The organism is Thermococcus waiotapuensis (assembly GCF_055384795.1).
Genome location: NZ_AP042429.1, coordinates 770,318 through 786,056, shown reverse-complemented (window position 1 = coordinate 786,056; position 15,739 = coordinate 770,318). Strand labels below are relative to the sequence as shown.

Annotated in this window: 18 protein-coding genes and 1 riboswitch; of the genes, 12 read left to right on the top strand and 6 right to left on the bottom strand. The window is 55.4% G+C overall.

The annotated features are described in order from the left end of the window. Positions 1–4: 4 nt before the first annotated feature. Genes crcB through ACZ47M_RS04385 form a run of 5 tightly spaced genes read right to left on the bottom strand, consistent with a single transcriptional unit; the run spans position 5 to position 2,662 of the window. Positions 5–376: a fluoride efflux transporter CrcB gene (crcB, locus tag ACZ47M_RS04405; RefSeq protein WP_315340487.1), complete on the bottom strand. Its 372-nt coding sequence runs from the start codon at positions 374–376 to the stop codon at positions 5–7. Next, a complete protein-coding gene (locus ACZ47M_RS04400) occupies positions 373–840 on the bottom strand; it encodes a hypothetical protein (RefSeq protein WP_315340483.1) in 468 nt (155 codons plus the stop codon). The genes crcB and ACZ47M_RS04400 overlap by 4 nt, the downstream gene beginning before the upstream one ends. Beyond that, a complete protein-coding gene (locus ACZ47M_RS04395) occupies positions 837–1,115 on the bottom strand; it encodes a hypothetical protein (protein ID WP_315340479.1) in 279 nt (92 codons plus the stop codon). Before ACZ47M_RS04395 ends, ACZ47M_RS04400 begins: the two co-directional genes overlap by 4 nt. 5 nt (positions 1,116–1,120) lie before the next feature. Then, positions 1,121–1,795, bottom strand: coding sequence for a DUF6062 family protein (locus ACZ47M_RS04390; RefSeq protein WP_315340477.1), 675 nt, complete (start codon positions 1,793–1,795; stop codon positions 1,121–1,123). A 3-nt stretch (positions 1,796–1,798) separates the two neighbouring features. Continuing rightward, a complete protein-coding gene (locus ACZ47M_RS04385; RefSeq protein WP_315340474.1) occupies positions 1,799–2,662 on the bottom strand; it encodes a prenyltransferase/squalene oxidase repeat-containing protein in 864 nt (287 codons plus the stop codon). A 17-nt stretch (positions 2,663–2,679) separates the two neighbouring features. Next, positions 2,680–2,755, bottom strand: a riboswitch (Fluoride riboswitch). A 192-nt stretch (positions 2,756–2,947) separates the two neighbouring features. On the opposite strand from ACZ47M_RS04385, the gene cas4 reads away from it, so the two are divergent. The 12 genes from cas4 to ACZ47M_RS04325 all read left to right on the top strand — a co-directional run bounded on the left by cas4 (position 2,948) and on the right by ACZ47M_RS04325 (position 14,703). After that, positions 2,948–3,601, top strand: coding sequence for a CRISPR-associated protein Cas4 (cas4, locus tag ACZ47M_RS04380; protein WP_315340471.1), 654 nt, complete (start codon positions 2,948–2,950; stop codon positions 3,599–3,601). Positions 3,602–3,689: 88 nt separating this feature from the next. Then, a complete protein-coding gene (locus ACZ47M_RS04375; protein ID WP_315341029.1) occupies positions 3,690–4,658 on the top strand; it encodes a TFIIB-type zinc ribbon-containing protein in 969 nt (322 codons plus the stop codon). A 2-nt stretch (positions 4,659–4,660) separates the two neighbouring features. Beyond that, positions 4,661–5,554: a zinc-ribbon domain-containing protein gene (locus tag ACZ47M_RS04370; RefSeq protein ID WP_315340469.1), complete on the top strand. Its 894-nt coding sequence runs from the start codon at positions 4,661–4,663 to the stop codon at positions 5,552–5,554. Positions 5,555–5,563: 9 nt separating this feature from the next. Continuing rightward, positions 5,564–6,058, top strand: coding sequence for a hypothetical protein (locus tag ACZ47M_RS04365; RefSeq protein ID WP_315340465.1), 495 nt, complete (start codon positions 5,564–5,566; stop codon positions 6,056–6,058). Position 6,059: 1 nt separating this feature from the next. Continuing rightward, positions 6,060–7,049 carry an SPFH domain-containing protein gene (locus ACZ47M_RS04360; protein ID WP_315340463.1) on the top strand — a complete coding sequence of 330 codons (990 nt, stop codon included), beginning with the start codon at positions 6,060–6,062 and terminating at the stop codon, positions 7,047–7,049. A gap of 115 nt (positions 7,050–7,164) precedes the next feature. After that, the gene (locus ACZ47M_RS04355) at positions 7,165–8,430 is read left to right on the top strand and encodes an adenosylhomocysteinase (RefSeq protein ID WP_315340462.1); all 1,266 of its coding nucleotides are present in this window, start codon (positions 7,165–7,167) and stop codon (positions 8,428–8,430) included. A 20-nt stretch (positions 8,431–8,450) separates the two neighbouring features. Continuing rightward, positions 8,451–9,092, top strand: coding sequence for a tRNA (N6-threonylcarbamoyladenosine(37)-N6)-methyltransferase TrmO (gene tsaA / locus ACZ47M_RS04350; protein WP_315340460.1), 642 nt, complete (start codon positions 8,451–8,453; stop codon positions 9,090–9,092). Positions 9,093–9,097: 5 nt separating this feature from the next. Next, the gene (locus ACZ47M_RS04345) at positions 9,098–9,835 is read left to right on the top strand and encodes an HAD family hydrolase (RefSeq protein WP_315340457.1); all 738 of its coding nucleotides are present in this window, start codon (positions 9,098–9,100) and stop codon (positions 9,833–9,835) included. 129 nt (positions 9,836–9,964) lie between these two features. After that, positions 9,965–11,197, top strand: a complete 1,233-nt coding sequence (locus ACZ47M_RS04340) for a BMP family lipoprotein (RefSeq protein ID WP_315340455.1) — start codon at positions 9,965–9,967, stop codon at positions 11,195–11,197. 65 nt (positions 11,198–11,262) lie between these two features. Next, positions 11,263–12,789 carry an ABC transporter ATP-binding protein gene (locus ACZ47M_RS04335; protein WP_394356286.1) on the top strand — a complete coding sequence of 509 codons (1,527 nt, stop codon included), beginning with the start codon at positions 11,263–11,265 and terminating at the stop codon, positions 12,787–12,789. Then, the gene (locus ACZ47M_RS04330; RefSeq protein WP_315340450.1) at positions 12,758–13,816 is read left to right on the top strand and encodes an ABC transporter permease; all 1,059 of its coding nucleotides are present in this window, start codon (positions 12,758–12,760) and stop codon (positions 13,814–13,816) included. Before ACZ47M_RS04335 ends, ACZ47M_RS04330 begins: the two co-directional genes overlap by 32 nt. Next, complete coding sequence (locus tag ACZ47M_RS04325; RefSeq protein ID WP_315340448.1) at positions 13,816–14,703, top strand: ABC transporter permease; 888 nt, start codon at positions 13,816–13,818, stop codon at positions 14,701–14,703. Before ACZ47M_RS04330 ends, ACZ47M_RS04325 begins: the two co-directional genes overlap by 1 nt. Positions 14,704–14,715: 12 nt before the next feature. On the opposite strand, the gene ACZ47M_RS04320 is transcribed toward ACZ47M_RS04325, so the two are convergent. Continuing rightward, positions 14,716–15,699 carry a metal ABC transporter solute-binding protein, Zn/Mn family gene (locus ACZ47M_RS04320; protein WP_315341026.1) on the bottom strand — a complete coding sequence of 328 codons (984 nt, stop codon included), beginning with the start codon at positions 15,697–15,699 and terminating at the stop codon, positions 14,716–14,718. Positions 15,700–15,739: the final 40 nt, after the last annotated feature.

The following is a 15,739-nucleotide window of genomic DNA, read 5'->3' as shown; positions in this document are numbered from 1 at the left end:
GCCTTCACCTCCGGGCCAGTAAAAAGCCCACAAAGATTAGGGCAACGGTTATTATAACGTTTGCTAACACGTTGAGGGTTGCCATGAAGTATTCCTTTTCCCTGAGGAGTGAGAACGTCTCGTAGGAGAACGTTGAAAAGGTACTTAACGCACCGCAGAAGCCGATCCCGAGACCGGCCCTCCACTCGGGTGGAACTTCAAAGCCCCAGAAGACGAGGCCGTAGAGGTAGCCGAGTATCAGGCTTGCTATGCTGTTCACCGTAAGCGTCCCAACTGGAAAGTCGCGGTAAACGGGCAGGATACCAGTTATGTAGAACCTCGCAACGGTTCCAAAGACCCCTCCGAAGGTTAGGAACACTAACAGTCTTGCGTTCATCTCTCATCCTCCCCCCGTTTCCCTCCCGTGCCGGTTTCCCCTTTAAAGCCTCTGTCCCCGAGGGCCATGTAGTAGTGTATTAGCTCCTCAGCCCTCGAGAAGTCCCTCTCCGGGAGGTTTAACATCCCTCTGAGTCTTCTGTTCTCCGCAGTGAGTCCGGAGAGCGTTATGGCAAGGTTCTGGTTGTCGAGAGCGGAGTAGTAGCTCCTGAACTTCAGCGGGGACCATTTCCCCTCAAGCTTGTAGAGCCTCTCTTCAAGCTCCCCGATTTCCCTCTCAAGCTTTTCAATTTCCCTTTCATCGGCCTCTTCATCGAGATAACCGTCAAGGAGGATTATCCTCACGGCCTCCTCTGGCTTGAAGCCCCACTTCCTCGAAACCTCCTCTATCCTCTCCCAGAGCTCATCGGATACGCTAAAGGTGACCTTCCGCCACCTCCCTCTTGCCCAGACGGTTATCTTCATCCCCCACCACCGAGCCTCTCCCTTAGCTCCCTGTTTTCGAGGCTCAGCTCCCTCCTGAGGTTCAGCATGAACTCCCTGTCCTTCTTGGCCCTCTCCTCGAACTCTACCAGTTCTCTGTAGTGCTCTTCCATCTCGTTGAGCTTTTTCTCCAGCCTCTCCTTCCTCTCCCTGAGGAGCCTCAGCCTGAGGGCCTTCAGGGTTCTCTCAAGCCCTTCAATGTCCCTGAAACGGGCCTCTATTGCATTCTTCTCTTTCCTAATCTCATCGAGCTCCACCGGGCTCACTTCAATCCAAAGAGCCAACCTCTACCCCTCCTGTTTTCTCTTCCAGTGCTCATAACGACAGGCCGGCCCTTCAGAAACTCGATTGTATCTTCAAGCGCCCTCGCCTCTTCCTCGGTCGGCTTTCTGGCTGAGCGGTAATCGTAAGTGTCTATGAAGGCTTTCAAGCGGTTGTCAAGCTCCATGAGCTTTTTCATCTGGACTTCTTCCAGTTTCTTGAGGAGTTCGGGCTTATCTTTGATTTTCTCCGCGAGCATTGCATAGTGTCTCCTGCAAAGTATCGCCTGCGATGAGCCGTATTCTGGGAGCAGTTCGTCAAGTCTCTCTGCCAGGGCCTCAATGAGGATTTTCTCCTTCTCTCTCACAAGCTCGCAGAGGAAGCACTCGCCCTCCTCCCTCTTTCCCCGGAGGTAAACATCCAGGGCGTCTTCGTAAATAATTGAAACGCCGAGGGGCCCGAGGAGGGGATTTTTGAGGGCGACCTCAAGGGTCTTCCAGGCGTGTCTCGTGCAGAGGCCCAGGCTTTCCCTGAACTTCGTCCTGACTCCCGGGTCCGTGACGTGCTCGTAGAGTATCACCTCTATCTCATCTTCCTCGAACTTCTCCATCGCCCTGCAAACCGGGCAACCTCTGCCCCCGAGTGCCTCGGAGAGCTTTATCCCAACGATGTCCATGGCTCACACGAACCTGCCCATGGAATCAACGACAGCCAAAGCCCTGTAAGTGTTCTGGAAGTTGGAGATGCCGAGCTCCAAAGAACGCCTGAAGCCGCCGTTGGGGTTCTGAAGCTGGCGTACAAACCAGATATGCCTTCCCGGGCAGGCCGGCGTTTCTCCCTGCAGTTCAAGGCCCCGGGTGGCATAGAAGGTCGGCTCAATGTAAGGCGGCAGGCTGTAGGGAACCTCCGCAAAGCCTCCCATAGGGCAGAGCTCGCAGTTCTTGAAGTGCGGGCTCTTAGGCGGCTTATAACCGAGGGCGTAGAGGGTGTAAAGGGCCTGGTATGTCATCGTTGTCGTTGCCTGCTTTACACCGTAGCCGTTCCCCTCCCTAAACTTCATGACGAAGGCCCTTATTGCCTCCCTTTCCTCCTTTGAAAAATCCTGTCCAATAGCTCTGAACGCTTTGACGACCCAGTAAGTGGCTTCGAACGGTGTCGCCGTTCCGAACTCCTCGCTCCCGCCGAGGCTGATGGCGAACTTGCCTTCCGCGGGATTGTACTTGGTGTAAACTATGTCAACGTGCTCTCTGGCGATGTCCTTTGCCCCGAGTATGGAGAGGCCCTCGAGGGCCATGGCTATCGCAACAACGGCCGTCTGGGGCTGGATGGCCTTCTCAAGGAACTCGATTGTCTTCTCCTTCTCCGGGAACTCCACTCCGAGCAGTTCGTAGGTCTTGATGGCGTAGTAGGTGTCGTTCACGTTGGTATCTGCGAGGTCGCTTACGAAGCAGTAGCCCCCGTCCTCGTGCCTTCTCTTTTCAATATACTTAATTGCGGAGTCAACGTCAACGTACTGTCTGAGAAGGTCCAGCTTCGAGCCCATTCTACCCCCTCCTTTGAAGTAGAACAGGCGTCATCAGCCCTCAACGGGCGGTTCGGGCTCGAAGCCCGGGCGGACGCCATCACCCGCTTTGAATATCTGGGACACCTTTAAAAATCTCACGGTCATCGTCTAAACTCAGGGGATGTCCAGCTTTCTTAAATAGGCTTAGGGCAAAGGGTTTTAAGCTTCAATTTTTACCCTCCCTGCGGATGACGACCCTTGCCCAGTCTGAACTGTGATGATGTCGGTATTAGCTGACGCAGGGGCGGTGAGGTTCGCGGGCCGATGACCCGCTCCGTCACCGGAGGGAAAAGAATGGACAACGACGGGAGTTTCATAGAGTTCTATGCGAGCGAGGCCCTGATCTGCCCCAGGAGGATATACTACCGCCTGAAGGGCTACCCAGAGAGGTGGCTCGAGTCCGTTAAGGTTAAGCTAGACCAGGGAAGGAACACCCACGAAATCCTTGGAGAGATACTGCAAAAGCGCTTTGGCTTTGAGCTTGAGAAACATCTGGTGCTTCGCTCTAACAGACTTGGCCTTGAAATACACGGGAAGATAGACGCTTTTAGGGAGTTTCCGGTCGAGATAAAGGGAAAAACCAGCCTGCCAAAGTTGCCGTACGAGTACCATCTGGCCCAGCTCAACGTTTACCTCCGGTGGGCGGAGGCTGAATACGGCTATATTTACTACATAAAGCTCCACGAGCGCCCAAACACCATTATAGAAAAGCTGGACTTTTCGGACTTTCCGATCATCAAAGGACCGAATTTCAGGCTCTTCGAGGTTCCCTACGACGAGTCCCTCTTCAAGGCAACGCTGAAGCATTTCTACTCCGTCAAAAAAGCCTACGAAAGGGACAGGCCGCCGAAGGGAGAATATTCCCACGCCTGCAGGTTTTGCCCGTACAGATACCTCTGTTATCCCTCAGAAGAATGAAGGGGCCGTTTCTGAGAACGTTGAACTGGCTTGAAGTTACCGAAAATCCTTAAATACATCCGCGCCGATACTATTTTTAGTGGTTACCATGGAAGCGGGCTTCAGGTGCGAAAGGTGCGGGGCGCCGCTTGAGGTGTCGCCCGAGACGATAGTGGCGATCTGCCCCTACTGCGGCTTTCCAAACCACATAAGCGGGAACCTCAAAACCGAGAACATCTTCATAATCCCCTCCGTAAACAAGGACGCCATAGCTAAGGCCTTCTGGGATCACATCGAGGGGGACTTCGACCTGAAGAGGATAAAGGACGAGATAGAGGTGGTTGAGGTTGAGGGCCACTACGCCCCCTACTGGAGCGGCATCGTCCACGTGTACGGAACGGTTCGCTATATGAGACGAGAACAGGAGTGCCACACCGATTCCAAAGGGCGCACCCACTGCCACACGGTTGAGAGGCATTACACTGAGAGGGTGGACGAGGACATGCACCTCCTGGGTTCAGCCAGAAGGCAGGTCAAGAGCTTCGGCGTGGATGACGTTATGAACCACTTCTCCAAGACCAGGCCGGAGGGAAAGAGGCTCCTCGACCTTGATGGGGACGAGTGGGGGAGAATCAAGCTTGAGATACTCAACACGGAGATGGACGAGAGGCATGCCAGGCTGATGATGAGGGAAGACGCAGTGGACATGGTCAGGAACCACTTCCTTGGCAAGTCCGACAGGGTAGAGCGGTTTAACATCTACGCGGACGAGCCAGAGGACGTTAAGCTGCTCCTCCTCCCGATTTGGACGGTCTATTACAGGTATCAGAACTCGATATTTCAGGCAGTCTTCGCGGGCTGGGACGGAGAGAGGGTAGCCGCAACCGAGCCCATGAACGTCTTCAGGCGGGCGCAGTATCTCGCGGGGGCGGGAATAGGAGTACTGCTCGGGGCCTTTGGCTCAGCCTACACCGGAAGCCCGGTGGGGGGCCTCATCCTTACTGCCATAGGCGGCGGAATCGGCTGGTTCTTCGGTAGCAAAGTCCTCGAAGGCCAGAGGGTCGAGAGGGGTGACTGAAGATGGAGGTAACGTGCCCAAACTGCTCGGCCAAATTTAAGGTTCCGGATACAATTAGCGTCGTCACCTGCCCCTACTGCGGCACTACTTTTCACGTCCACACGGGAGGAGAGGTGGAAGAGGAGCACTACTTCTTCCCGCCGATGAGGGAAGACCCTGCTGGAAAGCTCCTGAAGTTCCTTTCGAGGCAGTACGGTGCTCCTGCTGACATAGTTGACGCGAGGGTCCTTGAGAAAAACCTTCACTGGGTCCCCGTTTACTTCTTCTACCTCCACGGAAAAGCCAGCGAAACCGTCGAGGAGGTCGAGTTCCTCGGCATTCCGGCGGGTTCGCCCCTGAAGACCCTCCTCATGGACTACCCCTTCCCCGTCAGGGGAAAGAGGTTCTTCGATGAGTCAATTGCTAAGAAGGGAACCTACCATGAGCCGGAGATGAAAAGAGAGGAAGCAGAGGTGATAGCCAGGTCGAGGCTTGAGAACGCGCTGAAGGAGGAGGCCAGGGAAGAAAGCTCCCCCCTCGGAAAACCTGAGCTCGAGGTTAAGTTCCAGGGGCTAGTCCACTATCCCGTCTGGGAGATAGCCTACGAGTACGGCGGGGAAACCTTCAGGGGCAACTACGTAGACGGAACAGACGGCAGGGTCATAAGGGCCGTTTATCCTCTCATGAGCGAAGCGAGGAAAAAGGCAACACTGCTCGGCTCCGGAGTTATAGGTGCTGGAATTGTCCTCGGGATAATAGCTTCTGCCCTCTACTCCAACCCGTGGGGAATAATGGGTGGCCTCGTCTCCGGGATAGCGGCCGGGGCCGGGATATTCTCGAAGGGCTCGGTGAGCAGGAGAACGGTCAGCGAGGTAATGAGGGTTAAGAAAGGCAACGTCTACTTCAAGAGGGTGTGAGGTGGTAACATGGGTAAGGAAACGAAGCTTTTGGAGAAGCTGGAGCTCGTAATCCCGGGCTTCCACGGCTACAAGAAGAAGGAGCTCTTAAGGGAGGACGACAGGCTCGTAAGGGCAAAGGTTGCGGACGTACTCGTTCAGGCAAGAAAAGAGATTGAGAGGGCACTGCAGAGGTGCGCGATGGTCAGCTGTCCCCAGCTGGTTGCAATGGACTCCCTCCGGAAGAAGCTCCTCACCCTGGAGGGCAGAGTGAGGCATGCAGAAGCTGGCTACGCGGGCTACTTCGACAGGATAAGCGTCAGGGAGGAGGAGCTTGAAAATCTCATAGAATACGACGCCAGGATGATAGAGCTTGCCGAGGAAATACTCGGCAGGGCAAAATCCCTTGGAGGGGAGGTCGTCAACCCCCAGGCCCTGGGGCTTTCGGTCCTCGAGCTGGAGGAGAGGCTGAGGGCCCTCGAGGAGACCTTAGATAAAAGGATGAGCATCGTGGCGGGTGAGTGAAATGGTGCAGGTCATTGAGTGGGTGAACCCCGGAGAGGACGAGATAATCTGGCGCTACCCCAACGAGGTAATAAAGTGGGGCGCCCAGCTCATCGTCCACGAGTACGAGGTAGCTGTGTTCATGCGCGATGGAAAAATCTACGACGTCTTTGGCCCCGGAAGGCACACCTTGACCACGCAGAACCTTCCGCTTTTATACAAGCTCGTCGGCGGGAGCAACAGCCCCTTCAAGGCGACCGTAATCTTCGTCAGCATGAAGGAGTTCCAGGGGAGGTACGGCGGGGAAACGCAGACGAGGGAGCTTGCCCCCATAAAGTACTACGGCGTCTACTGGTTCAAGGTTGCTGATCCAGTCCAGTTCATAACCGAAGTGGTCGGTGGCCAGAGCCTCTACGATGCGGGCGACGTTAGCAAGTTCATCCGCGCCTACTTCAACGAGGGCATGATGAAGCATCTCTCTGCCTATTCAATCGTTGACCTGTTCCAGAACCTCGACATGGTCAGCACGCAGGTGAAGGTAAAGCTCATGGAGGACTTCAGAAGGCTCGGCCTCGAGCTCGTCGATGTGAAAATTGAAGGCGTAAACACCACCGACGAGTGGCGCCAGAGGCTCTTCTGGCTCATGCACACCGGGAACGCCCAGGCGGTAATGCAGATGGACACTGTAAAGCAGGTGGCAGCTGAACTCGGGAAGAGCGGGGGCGCTTCCGTTGGAACAGGCATGGTTCTGATACCTCAGCTCATGCAGCCGGTTCAGCCGGCCCAGCCAGCGCAACCATTTGGTGGCGTTCCTCCAGCAGGCTACGGGGGGGCCGTTCAACAACCCCAGCAGGTAGCCCAGCAGGAGATATGCCCCTACTGTGGCAAGCCGATTCCGCCGGGGGCGCGCTTCTGCCCCTACTGCGGGCATGAAATTAAACGCTGTCCCAACGGCCACATAGTCCCGGAGGGGGCGCGCTTCTGCCCCGTGTGCGGGGCAAAGATAGAATAATGCCTTTTTTTCTTCATTATCCTTGCCACGGCGGTAGTTAGCCTTCCCTAATTCAAAAGCCCTCCACGCTTCGGAGGGCTTTTAAGATTTCAGTCAAAGTTCCCATGGTGATAACATGGACTGCACGAAGGACTACTGCGTTAGGGATTTAAGCCTCGCCCCGAGCGGGGAGAGGAAGATAGACTGGGTCTCACGCTTCATGCCGGTTCTCCAGCACATTAGGGCCGATTTCGAGAAGAGAAAGCCCTTCAAGGGCGTGAAAATAGCGGCGACACTCCATCTGGAAATGAAGACGGCCTTCCTCCTTTTAACGCTCAAAGCCGGGGGAGCAGAGGTCTCAGCTGCAGCCAGTAACCCGCTGAGCACCCAGGACGACGTCGTTGCCGCCCTGGCCAGGGCCGGCATTAAAGTCTACGCGATGAAGGGGGAGAGCAGGGAGCAGTACTACGAGTTCATGCACAAAGCCCTGGACATAGGGCCGAACATCATAATAGACGACGGTGCTGACATGGTGAGCACGGTTCTGAAGGAAAGGCCGGAACTGATTCCCGAAATATGGGGCGCGAGCGAGGAAACTACAACCGGAGTGATACGGCTCCGTGCTATGGAGAGGGACGGCTTTCTGAAGTTCCCGATAATAGCGGTCAACGACAGCTACACCAAATACCTCTTCGACAACCGCTATGGAACCGGCCAGTCAACGTGGGACGGCATAATAAGGACGACGAACCTTCTCGTGGCTGGCAAAAACGTGGTTGTCGTTGGCTACGGCTGGTGCGGCAGGGGAATAGCGATGCGCGCCAGGGGATTAGGGGCGACTGTCATCGTTGTTGAAGTTGACCCGATAAGGGCGCTCGAGGCCAGAATGGACGGCTTCCTCGTCATGGACATGAAAAGCGCGGCAAAGATGGGGGACATCTTCGTAACCTCAACCGGTAACATCAACTGCATAAGGAGGGAGCACTTCGAGCTCATGAAGGACGGGGTTATTTTAGCGAACGCGGGCCACTTCGACGTCGAGATAAGCAAACCCGACCTCGAGGCCCTTTCTGTGGAGATAAACGAGGTCAGGCCCAACATAAGGGAGTACAGGCTCGCCGACGGAAGGAGGCTTTACCTATTAGCAGATGGAAGGCTTGTGAACCTGGCGGCAGCCGACGGCCATCCAGCTGAGATAATGGACATGAGCTTTGCCCTGCAGGCGAAAGCGGCTGAATACATACTGGAAAACCACGGGAAGCTTGAGCCTAAAGTTTATGTCCTGCCGAGGGAGATAGACGAGATGGTCGCGGGGATCAAGCTGAAGGCAATGGGGATAACTATTGAGGAGCTCACTGAGGAGCAGAGGAGATACCTCGAGAGCTGGGAGCACGGGACGTGAACTTTCCGGGAGGGGGCAATATGGAGTTCGAGCCCCTGAAGCTCTTCCCCGTCGGATACGTCAGAAAGGACGAGCGACTCCAGGAGACGTTTATCGAAATACTCCCCGAGTTTCTGGAAGCTGTGGAGGGCCTTCGCGAAGACGACTGGATAAAGCTGATCCTCTGGTTCCACAGGAGCGATACGCCCGAGGGAAGGAGAGTCCTCAAAGTTCACCCCCACGGCAACCCGAAGAACCCTTTAACCGGGGTCTTCGCCACGCGCTCCCCGTGCAGGCCGAATCCAATAGCGCTCTACACAGTTAAAATCCACCGCATGGAGGGGAACAGACTCTACATAGACTGGATAGACGCCATGGACGAAACGCCGGTGGTCGACATCAAGATATTCGTGGAAAGGCACGACTGTCCGAAGGAGTTCATAGAGGAGAGGGAAGCCCACATCGAGGAGGGCAGGGTGATAGGAGAGGTGAGCATTATTCCGAGGAAGAGCGAGCACCTGGACGAGCTCGAGGAGGTCTCTCCGGAGGAATACGACGCGGTTATCCTCGAGATAGGACCGAAGACAACGACGCTGACTGCCAGAGAACTGAAAGAGCTTATAGAGACTCTGAAGGAAGTTTATGAAAACCTGCCCGCGGAAATAAAGGACAGGCTTGAGTGAAAGCCATGCTGAGGGGCATTATCTTCGACGTTGACGAGACCCTGGTCTACTACGAAGGCTACAACCACCGCGACTGGTATGAGGGCTGGGTAAAGCCCGAGCTGGAGAGGCGTGGCATTGCCCTCGACTATGAAACATACCGGAAAACCGTGACCGGCGAACTCCCGAGGAGCTACGTGGGGCAATTCGGTATCGATTATCTTGAGTTCTGGAAAATTGTGGACGAGGTCAACCTTCGCTACAGGCGGGAAATGGCTAAAATGGGCAGGATAAAGCCTTTTCCGGATGTTTCCGCCCTCGAAGAACTCAGAAAACTGGGCCTGAGATTGGCCGCGGTGAGCAACGCTTCTCAAGAGTGCACCGAGTTCGTCCTCGACCTCTTTAACCTAAGGGGCAGCTTTGAAGTCGTCTATGGAAAGGACTACTCTAACTTGGACGGCGTCAAGCCCAGCCCCTACCTCGTCGAGAAGGCCCTGAAGACGCTCAACCTGAAGCCTGAGGAGGCTTTGATGGTGGGAGATAGCGTTCACGACGTTTTGGCCGGAAAGAGAGCCGGTTTGCGAACCGTCAACGTAACCCGCTTTGAAAGGGTGGAGGGAGCGGATTACTACGTGAAAGACCTGTGGGAGCTGGTCGAATTGGTCAGGGAGCTGGGAAATTTTCAACCACAAACTATATATTTCCAGTTTCCAGAAATTAGCAAAGTCTCAGAGGGGCCACTCAAAAGACCCAAAAGGCAGTGATTTCGCGTTGCCACTCCGCGTTGGAGCGGGTTGATGGTGGCCCCCAAACGATACCCCCAGGCCGGCTTTGCCGGCAGGGGTGATAGGCACGCGGAATGAATGCGGATAACTTCCGAAGGGGTGGGATCTTTGAAGAGAAAAAGCCTGCTTTCAATGCTTTTGGTGGGCCTGATGGCCCTTAGTGTTGTGGCCAGCGGCTGTATCGGTGGGGGAGAGAACACAAAGGGTGCAATAGCCATCGTCTACGACGTGGGTGGAAGGGGAGACCTGAGCTTCAACGACATGGCCTACCTCGGGGCCAGCAGGGCCGCCAAGGACTTCAACCTTGAGCTCGTCGAGCTCCAGAGCAACAGCGAGGACGACTACTACAAGAACCTCGAGACCCTCGCAAAGGCCGGGAAATACAAGATTATCATCGCCGTTGGCTTCATGATGACCGACGCCACCAAGGCCATTGCCCAGAAGTACCCCGAGCAAAAGTTCGCCATAGTTGATGGATTTGACTCCGAGATGCCCGATAACGTCATGATGATCCTCTTCAAGGAAAACGAGGGTTCAGCTTTGGCTGGTGCGCTCGCCGGCCTCATAGCGGCCAACGACGGAAAGAACAAGGTTGGAATAGTCCTCGGCATGGAGATCCCGGTTCTCTACAAGTTTGAAGCTGGCTACCGCTTTGGTATAAAGTGGGCAGAGGACTACTACAAGCAGAAGACCGGAAACGACGCCAGGGTAGATGTCATCTACCAGTACACGGGTTCCTTTAACGAGGCCGCGAAGGGCAAGGCCGCCACCGAGGCCCAGCTCCAGGACGGAGCCTGGGTGGTATACCAGGTTGCGGGCGGAACAGGCCTTGGTGTCTTTGATGCCGTTAAAGAGTACCTCAACACCAGGAACAGGCAGATGGGCCCGCCCTTTGCAATCGGTGTCGACTCGGCCCAAGACTGGATAAAGCCCGGCGTTATCATCGCGAGCATGATGAAGCGCGTTGACGTCGGTGTTTACAACGCGGTCAAAGCCGTTATGGACGGTACTTTCAAGGGTGGAGCCGTTGAGCTCGGCCTTAAGGAGAACGGTGTCGGCCTGAGCACCGTTGACGACGTTATGGCCATGTTCAACTCCCTCTCCGAGGACACCCAGAAGAAGAAGCTCCAGGAGCTCGGCTTCAACAGCAAGGACGAGCTCAGGCAGTACCTTGAGAACACGAGGAACCAGGTCCCGAGCTGGATATGGCAGGCCGTGGATGAGCTCAAGCAGAAGATAATCAGCGGAGAGATAAAGGTTCCGGCCCCAACAAACAAGGACAGCATCGAGAAGGTAAGACAGGCCCAGACCTGGCAGGAGATGGAACAGCTGGCGGGCTGATCTTTTCTTTTCTCTTTCCTATGGGGGGTGTTTCCGTGAGCCAGGAGAAGCAGCCGGTCATAGAGATGAAGGACATAGTCAAAGTCTACCACGATGGTACAAAGGCCCTTTCCGGTGTTGACCTCACGGTTTATCCGGGGGAGATCCTCGGGCTCCTCGGCGAGAACGGCGCCGGGAAAACAACCCTTATGAAGATCCTTTTCGGCATGATAAAACCAACTTCCGGTAAAATCTTCGTTAGGGGGCAGGAAGTCCACTTCAAGAGCCCCTCGGATGCGATTTCTATGGGCATCGGGATGGTTCACCAGCATTTTACCCTCGTTGAGGTTTTTGACGCCCTCCACAACATCATCCTGGGCATGGAGGGCCACGGCCTTTTCTCAAGGACAGACGTGGAGAGCGCGAAGGAAAGGATTCAGAAACTGATGGAGGACCTGAACTTTCGGGTTCCCCTAGACGTCCCGGTAGAGAACCTCCCGGTGGGGGTACAGCAGAGGGTGGAGATCCTCAAGATGCTCTACCGCAAAGTCGACGTCCTGATCCTCGACGAGCCAACGGCCGTTCTAACGCCAATAGAGGTCGAAGAGCTATTCCAGGTCCTCAGGAAGCTCAAGAGCGAGGGCAAGACGATAATATTCATCAGTCACAAACTCAACGAGGTAATGGAGATCACCGACAGGGTCACCGTCATAAGGAAGGGCAAAGTGGTAGGAACAGTTGACACCAAGGACGCGACGCCTCAGCTTTTAGCAAGGATGATGGTGGGCAGGGACGTCGTCCTCAGGATAGAAAAGCCCTCGAAAGAACCCGGAAAGCCAGTCCTCCAGGTTAGAGATCTCTGGGTTAAAGGGGACAGGGGAGAGGAGGCCGTCAGGGGGCTATCCCTCGAGGTGAGGGAGGGCGAGATATTCGGCATAGCCGGCGTTGAGGGTAACGGGCAGACAGAGCTCATAGAGGCCATAACAGGGCTAAGAAAGCCGGAAAAAGGCGAGATAAGACTCAATGACCTCGATATAACTGGCAAATCTCCAAGAGAGCTCTACGATCTTGGAATGGCCCACATACCGGAGGACAGGACGAACATGGGGCTCATCCTTGACATGAGCGTCACAGAGAACTCCATCTTAGGTTTGCAGTGGAGGAAAAAGTTCCAGCGCTTCAGGGGGGTAATCCACTGGGGTAAGGCCAGAAAGCACACCAGTGAGCTCATAGAGAAGTTCGACATCTCTGCCCCGGGAACCGAGGCGCCGGTTAAGAGCCTGAGCGGAGGCAACCAGCAGAAGCTCATCGTCGCCAGGGAAGTCAGCAAGGAACCCGTTTTGATAGTGGCTTCCCAGCCCACGAGGGGCGTTGACGTAGCCTCAACCGAGTACATAAGGAACTACCTCATCAAGCTCAGAAACGAGGGTAAGGCGATTCTTCTCGTCTCAGCCGACCTCGATGAAGTTATCCAGCTCAGCGACAGAATGGGAATAATGTACGAGGGAGAGTTCATGGGCGTTGTAAAACCCAACGAAGTCACGATCGAGGAGATAGGCATGATGATGGGAGGTATACGCTATGAGGAGCTCGGGAAGGCCAGGAGTGAGTGAAATCCTCGAGAAGATCAACTTCAGGGCCTTTGTTGAGAGCATCATCGCTGTAGCCGTGGGCTTCCTCATAGGGGCCATAATCCTCCTCGCCTTCAACTACAACCCCGTTGAGGCCTACACTGCCCTCTTCAGGGGAGGGCTTGCATCAATCGATAACATAGCTGCCACGCTCCACTACTCCACCCCAATACTCCTCACGGCCCTTACGTTCGCCATCGGTGCCAGAACTGGAATATTCAACATTGGGGCGGAGAGCTCCTTCTACCTGGGAGCCATAGCGGCGGTAGCCTTCACGAACATCTGGGACAACCTCTGGTTCGGCCTCCTCATGGGAATGGCCCTTGGGGCGCTTTGGGCCCTTCCGGCGGCACTCCTCAAGGTCTACCGCGGTGTCCATGAGGTTATCTCCACCATAATGCTCAACTGGATAGGCTGGTATCTCATCAGCTGGCTCATAGTCGGTCCCTACGCCGATCCCACCAACCCAATAAAGACGATCAAGGTTCCTGAGAACGCAAGACTCCCCACTATCGGGAATACCGTGCTCTCCTGGGGCTTTATAATCGCGGTCGTTGCGGCGATCCTGGTTTACTTCATCCTCTGGCACACGACGCTGGGCTTTGGAATGAGGGCAAGCGGCTACAATCAGAGGGCAGCCAGGTACGGGGGAATAAGTCCCAGAACAGCTATGATGTGGTCTTTCATAATAGGCGGAATGGCCAGCGGGCTCGGCGGCGCGATGAAGATAATGGGTGAGTACCCCGGATACGCAATAAGCCAGGGAGGGTCCAATATCTACGGCTTCGGTTTCGACGGAATCGGTGTTTCACTCGTCGGCAGGAACCACCCGCTCGGGATAATCCTCTCGGCGATATTCTTCGGAATGCTCAAGGCCGGAACCTCGGAGATGCAACAGACAGGCGTTCCGCTGGAAATCGTTAAGGTCATACAGGGCATCATAATCATAACCGTCGCGATACCTGGCCTGTATGATCTCCTCAAAAAGGGCCTTGGGAGGGCTGCGTGATGGAGGTTGCGACCATCATTTTCCTCCTGAAGACGTCTTTAATGGCCATGGTGCCGATAGTTCTCACGAGCGTCGGTGCCGTTTGGAGTGAGAGGGCTGGGGTTGTGAGCATAGGCTATGAAGGGGTTATACTGGCGAGCGCTTTCTTTGGGGCAATGTTTGCAGAGATCAGCGGACACGCCAGCATAGGCCTTCTGGGGGGCCTCTTCATCGGGGCCCTATTCGGGATGCTCCACGGCATCCTCACGGTCTACCTCAAGGGAGACCACGTCATACCGGGCATAGGCATAAACCTCCTGGCGGCCGGATTGGTGCCCTTCGGCATCATGGCCTACTGGGGAACGGCCGGACAGCACCAGCTTCCCTTCAAGCTCTGGCACTTCGAGATAGGAAACAGTGAGTTCAGTCCGATGATCCTCGTCACGGTAATAGTAGCAATAGCCACATGGTGGGTTCTCTTCAGGACCCCACTCGGGCTCCGCGTTAGGGCCTGCGGCGAGAACCCAGAGGCGGCGGATGCTCTCGGAATAAACGTCGAGAAGTACCGCTTCTGGTCAACGGTATACGGCCACGCGCTGGCCGGTCTTGCCGGGGCCTACATGAGCGTTGACTGGCTTGGACTCGTCCACAAGACGATGTCGGGCGGAAGGGGCTTCATAGCACTCGCCAACATGGTGTTCAGCAACTGGAACCCGCTGCTGTCGCTCATCGGGGGCTGGCTCTTCGGCTTCTTCGACGCCCTGGCAATTTGGCTCGCTCCAAAGCACATAGTGCCGGAGCAGTTCATCTACATGCTCCCCTACATCATGACCCTCGTGATCGTCGCCGGAATAATAGGAAAGGCAAAGCCACCGAAATGGGACGGAAAACCGTACAAGAGGGAGTAAATCCCTCTCCTTTCAGCTTTTTAGGATGTAGCCCAGCGCAGCTCCCAGGGAGAGTCCGGCCAGCAGGGCTGAGAGCAAATACGCTAAGTCAAAGCCTCCGGAGCTCTTGTTTATGCTAATGATCTCCTTTTCACTGGCCTTTAGGACACTAACTGCGTTCTCCCTCAGAACTTCCGTGTAAGGTTTCCCCTCCCAGAAAACCGTTATCCCTGCAACGGGCTTTTCGCTCTTCTCCGAGAGCTCGAGGGCGACGTTCTTCAGCTGATCCGGGCTCTGGAGGGAGTAGACTATAACATCGGACTCCCTGGCCCTGGGAAGAACCTGGTCAACACCCTGAGCTGGAACCTCCTCCTCGGGCTCTACTGAGGCAACCGCCCTTATCCCGAGCCACTCTATGGCGTACTGGATGGGGGGCGTGTCTATCACAGCGCTCATGTTTTTCTCAACAAAGCCGGAGTAAGCGTATTTTATCGCCTCGACCTTCTCCCTGAATTTCTCGAACTTCGAGCGATATTCCTGGGCGTTTGTTGGGTCAACCTTCTCCAGGGCCTTCTCCGTGGCCGAGGCGATCGCCACCGCATTATCCGGGTCTAGCCATGTGCCGTGGGGGTTGTCCTTGTTGTTATACCACCACTCTGGAAGGTAGCGGAAGCCCTCTAGCTTGTAGTCATCTATAAGGAGCAGTTCACCGGTGATTACCCCCTCATTCTTCAGATCGGCCATCTTGCCCTCGACGGGGAGGTGACCGCCGGTCGTTACTATCACATCGGCCTTTTTGAGGAGCTCGACCTGTCCAGCAGTTAGCTGGTACTCATGGGGATCGGCTCCGAGCGGAATCAGCGTGGCTATATCAACCGCGTCCCCAAAGGCCTCGCTCACTATCGAGGCTATCGGCCCTATGCTTACCACTACCAGAGGTTTCTCATTGGAAGCCCCCGAAAACGGTATGCCCATCCCGGCGAGCAGGAGTATGAGCAGTAATGCCCTCGCCTTCATTTCGGTCACCCTCAAAATTTATGGCGGGCGGCTTTTAAGG

Bases quoted from the DNA above. Each gene is read 5' to 3' on its own strand.
- ACZ47M_RS04335 (WP_394356286.1), top strand. From the start codon at position 11,263: ATGAAGGACATAGTCAAAGTCTACCACGATGGTACAAAGGCCCTTTCC.
- ACZ47M_RS04375 (WP_315341029.1), top strand. From the start codon at position 3,690: ATGGAAGCGGGCTTCAGGTGCGAAAGGTGCGGGGCGCCGCTTGAGGTG.
- ACZ47M_RS04325 (WP_315340448.1), top strand. From the start codon at position 13,816: ATGGAGGTTGCGACCATCATTTTCCTCCTGAAGACGTCTTTAATGGCC.
- tsaA (WP_315340460.1), top strand. From the start codon at position 8,451: ATGGAGTTCGAGCCCCTGAAGCTCTTCCCCGTCGGATACGTCAGAAAG.
- ACZ47M_RS04365 (WP_315340465.1), top strand. From the start codon at position 5,564: ATGGGTAAGGAAACGAAGCTTTTGGAGAAGCTGGAGCTCGTAATCCCG.
- crcB (WP_315340487.1), bottom strand. From the start codon at position 376: ATGAACGCAAGACTGTTAGTGTTCCTAACCTTCGGAGGGGTCTTTGGA.
- ACZ47M_RS04320 (WP_315341026.1), bottom strand. From the start codon at position 15,699: ATGAAGGCGAGGGCATTACTGCTCATACTCCTGCTCGCCGGGATGGGC.
- cas4 (WP_315340471.1), top strand. From the start codon at position 2,948: ATGACCCGCTCCGTCACCGGAGGGAAAAGAATGGACAACGACGGGAGT.
- ACZ47M_RS04360 (WP_315340463.1), top strand. From the start codon at position 6,060: ATGGTGCAGGTCATTGAGTGGGTGAACCCCGGAGAGGACGAGATAATC.
- ACZ47M_RS04370 (WP_315340469.1), top strand. From the start codon at position 4,661: ATGGAGGTAACGTGCCCAAACTGCTCGGCCAAATTTAAGGTTCCGGAT.
- ACZ47M_RS04385 (WP_315340474.1), bottom strand. From the start codon at position 2,662: ATGGGCTCGAAGCTGGACCTTCTCAGACAGTACGTTGACGTTGACTCC.
- ACZ47M_RS04355 (WP_315340462.1), top strand. From the start codon at position 7,165: ATGGACTGCACGAAGGACTACTGCGTTAGGGATTTAAGCCTCGCCCCG.
- ACZ47M_RS04390 (WP_315340477.1), bottom strand. From the start codon at position 1,795: ATGGACATCGTTGGGATAAAGCTCTCCGAGGCACTCGGGGGCAGAGGT.
- ACZ47M_RS04400 (WP_315340483.1), bottom strand. From the start codon at position 840: ATGAAGATAACCGTCTGGGCAAGAGGGAGGTGGCGGAAGGTCACCTTT.
- ACZ47M_RS04345 (WP_315340457.1), top strand. From the start codon at position 9,098: ATGCTGAGGGGCATTATCTTCGACGTTGACGAGACCCTGGTCTACTAC.
- ACZ47M_RS04330 (WP_315340450.1), top strand. From the start codon at position 12,758: ATGAGGAGCTCGGGAAGGCCAGGAGTGAGTGAAATCCTCGAGAAGATC.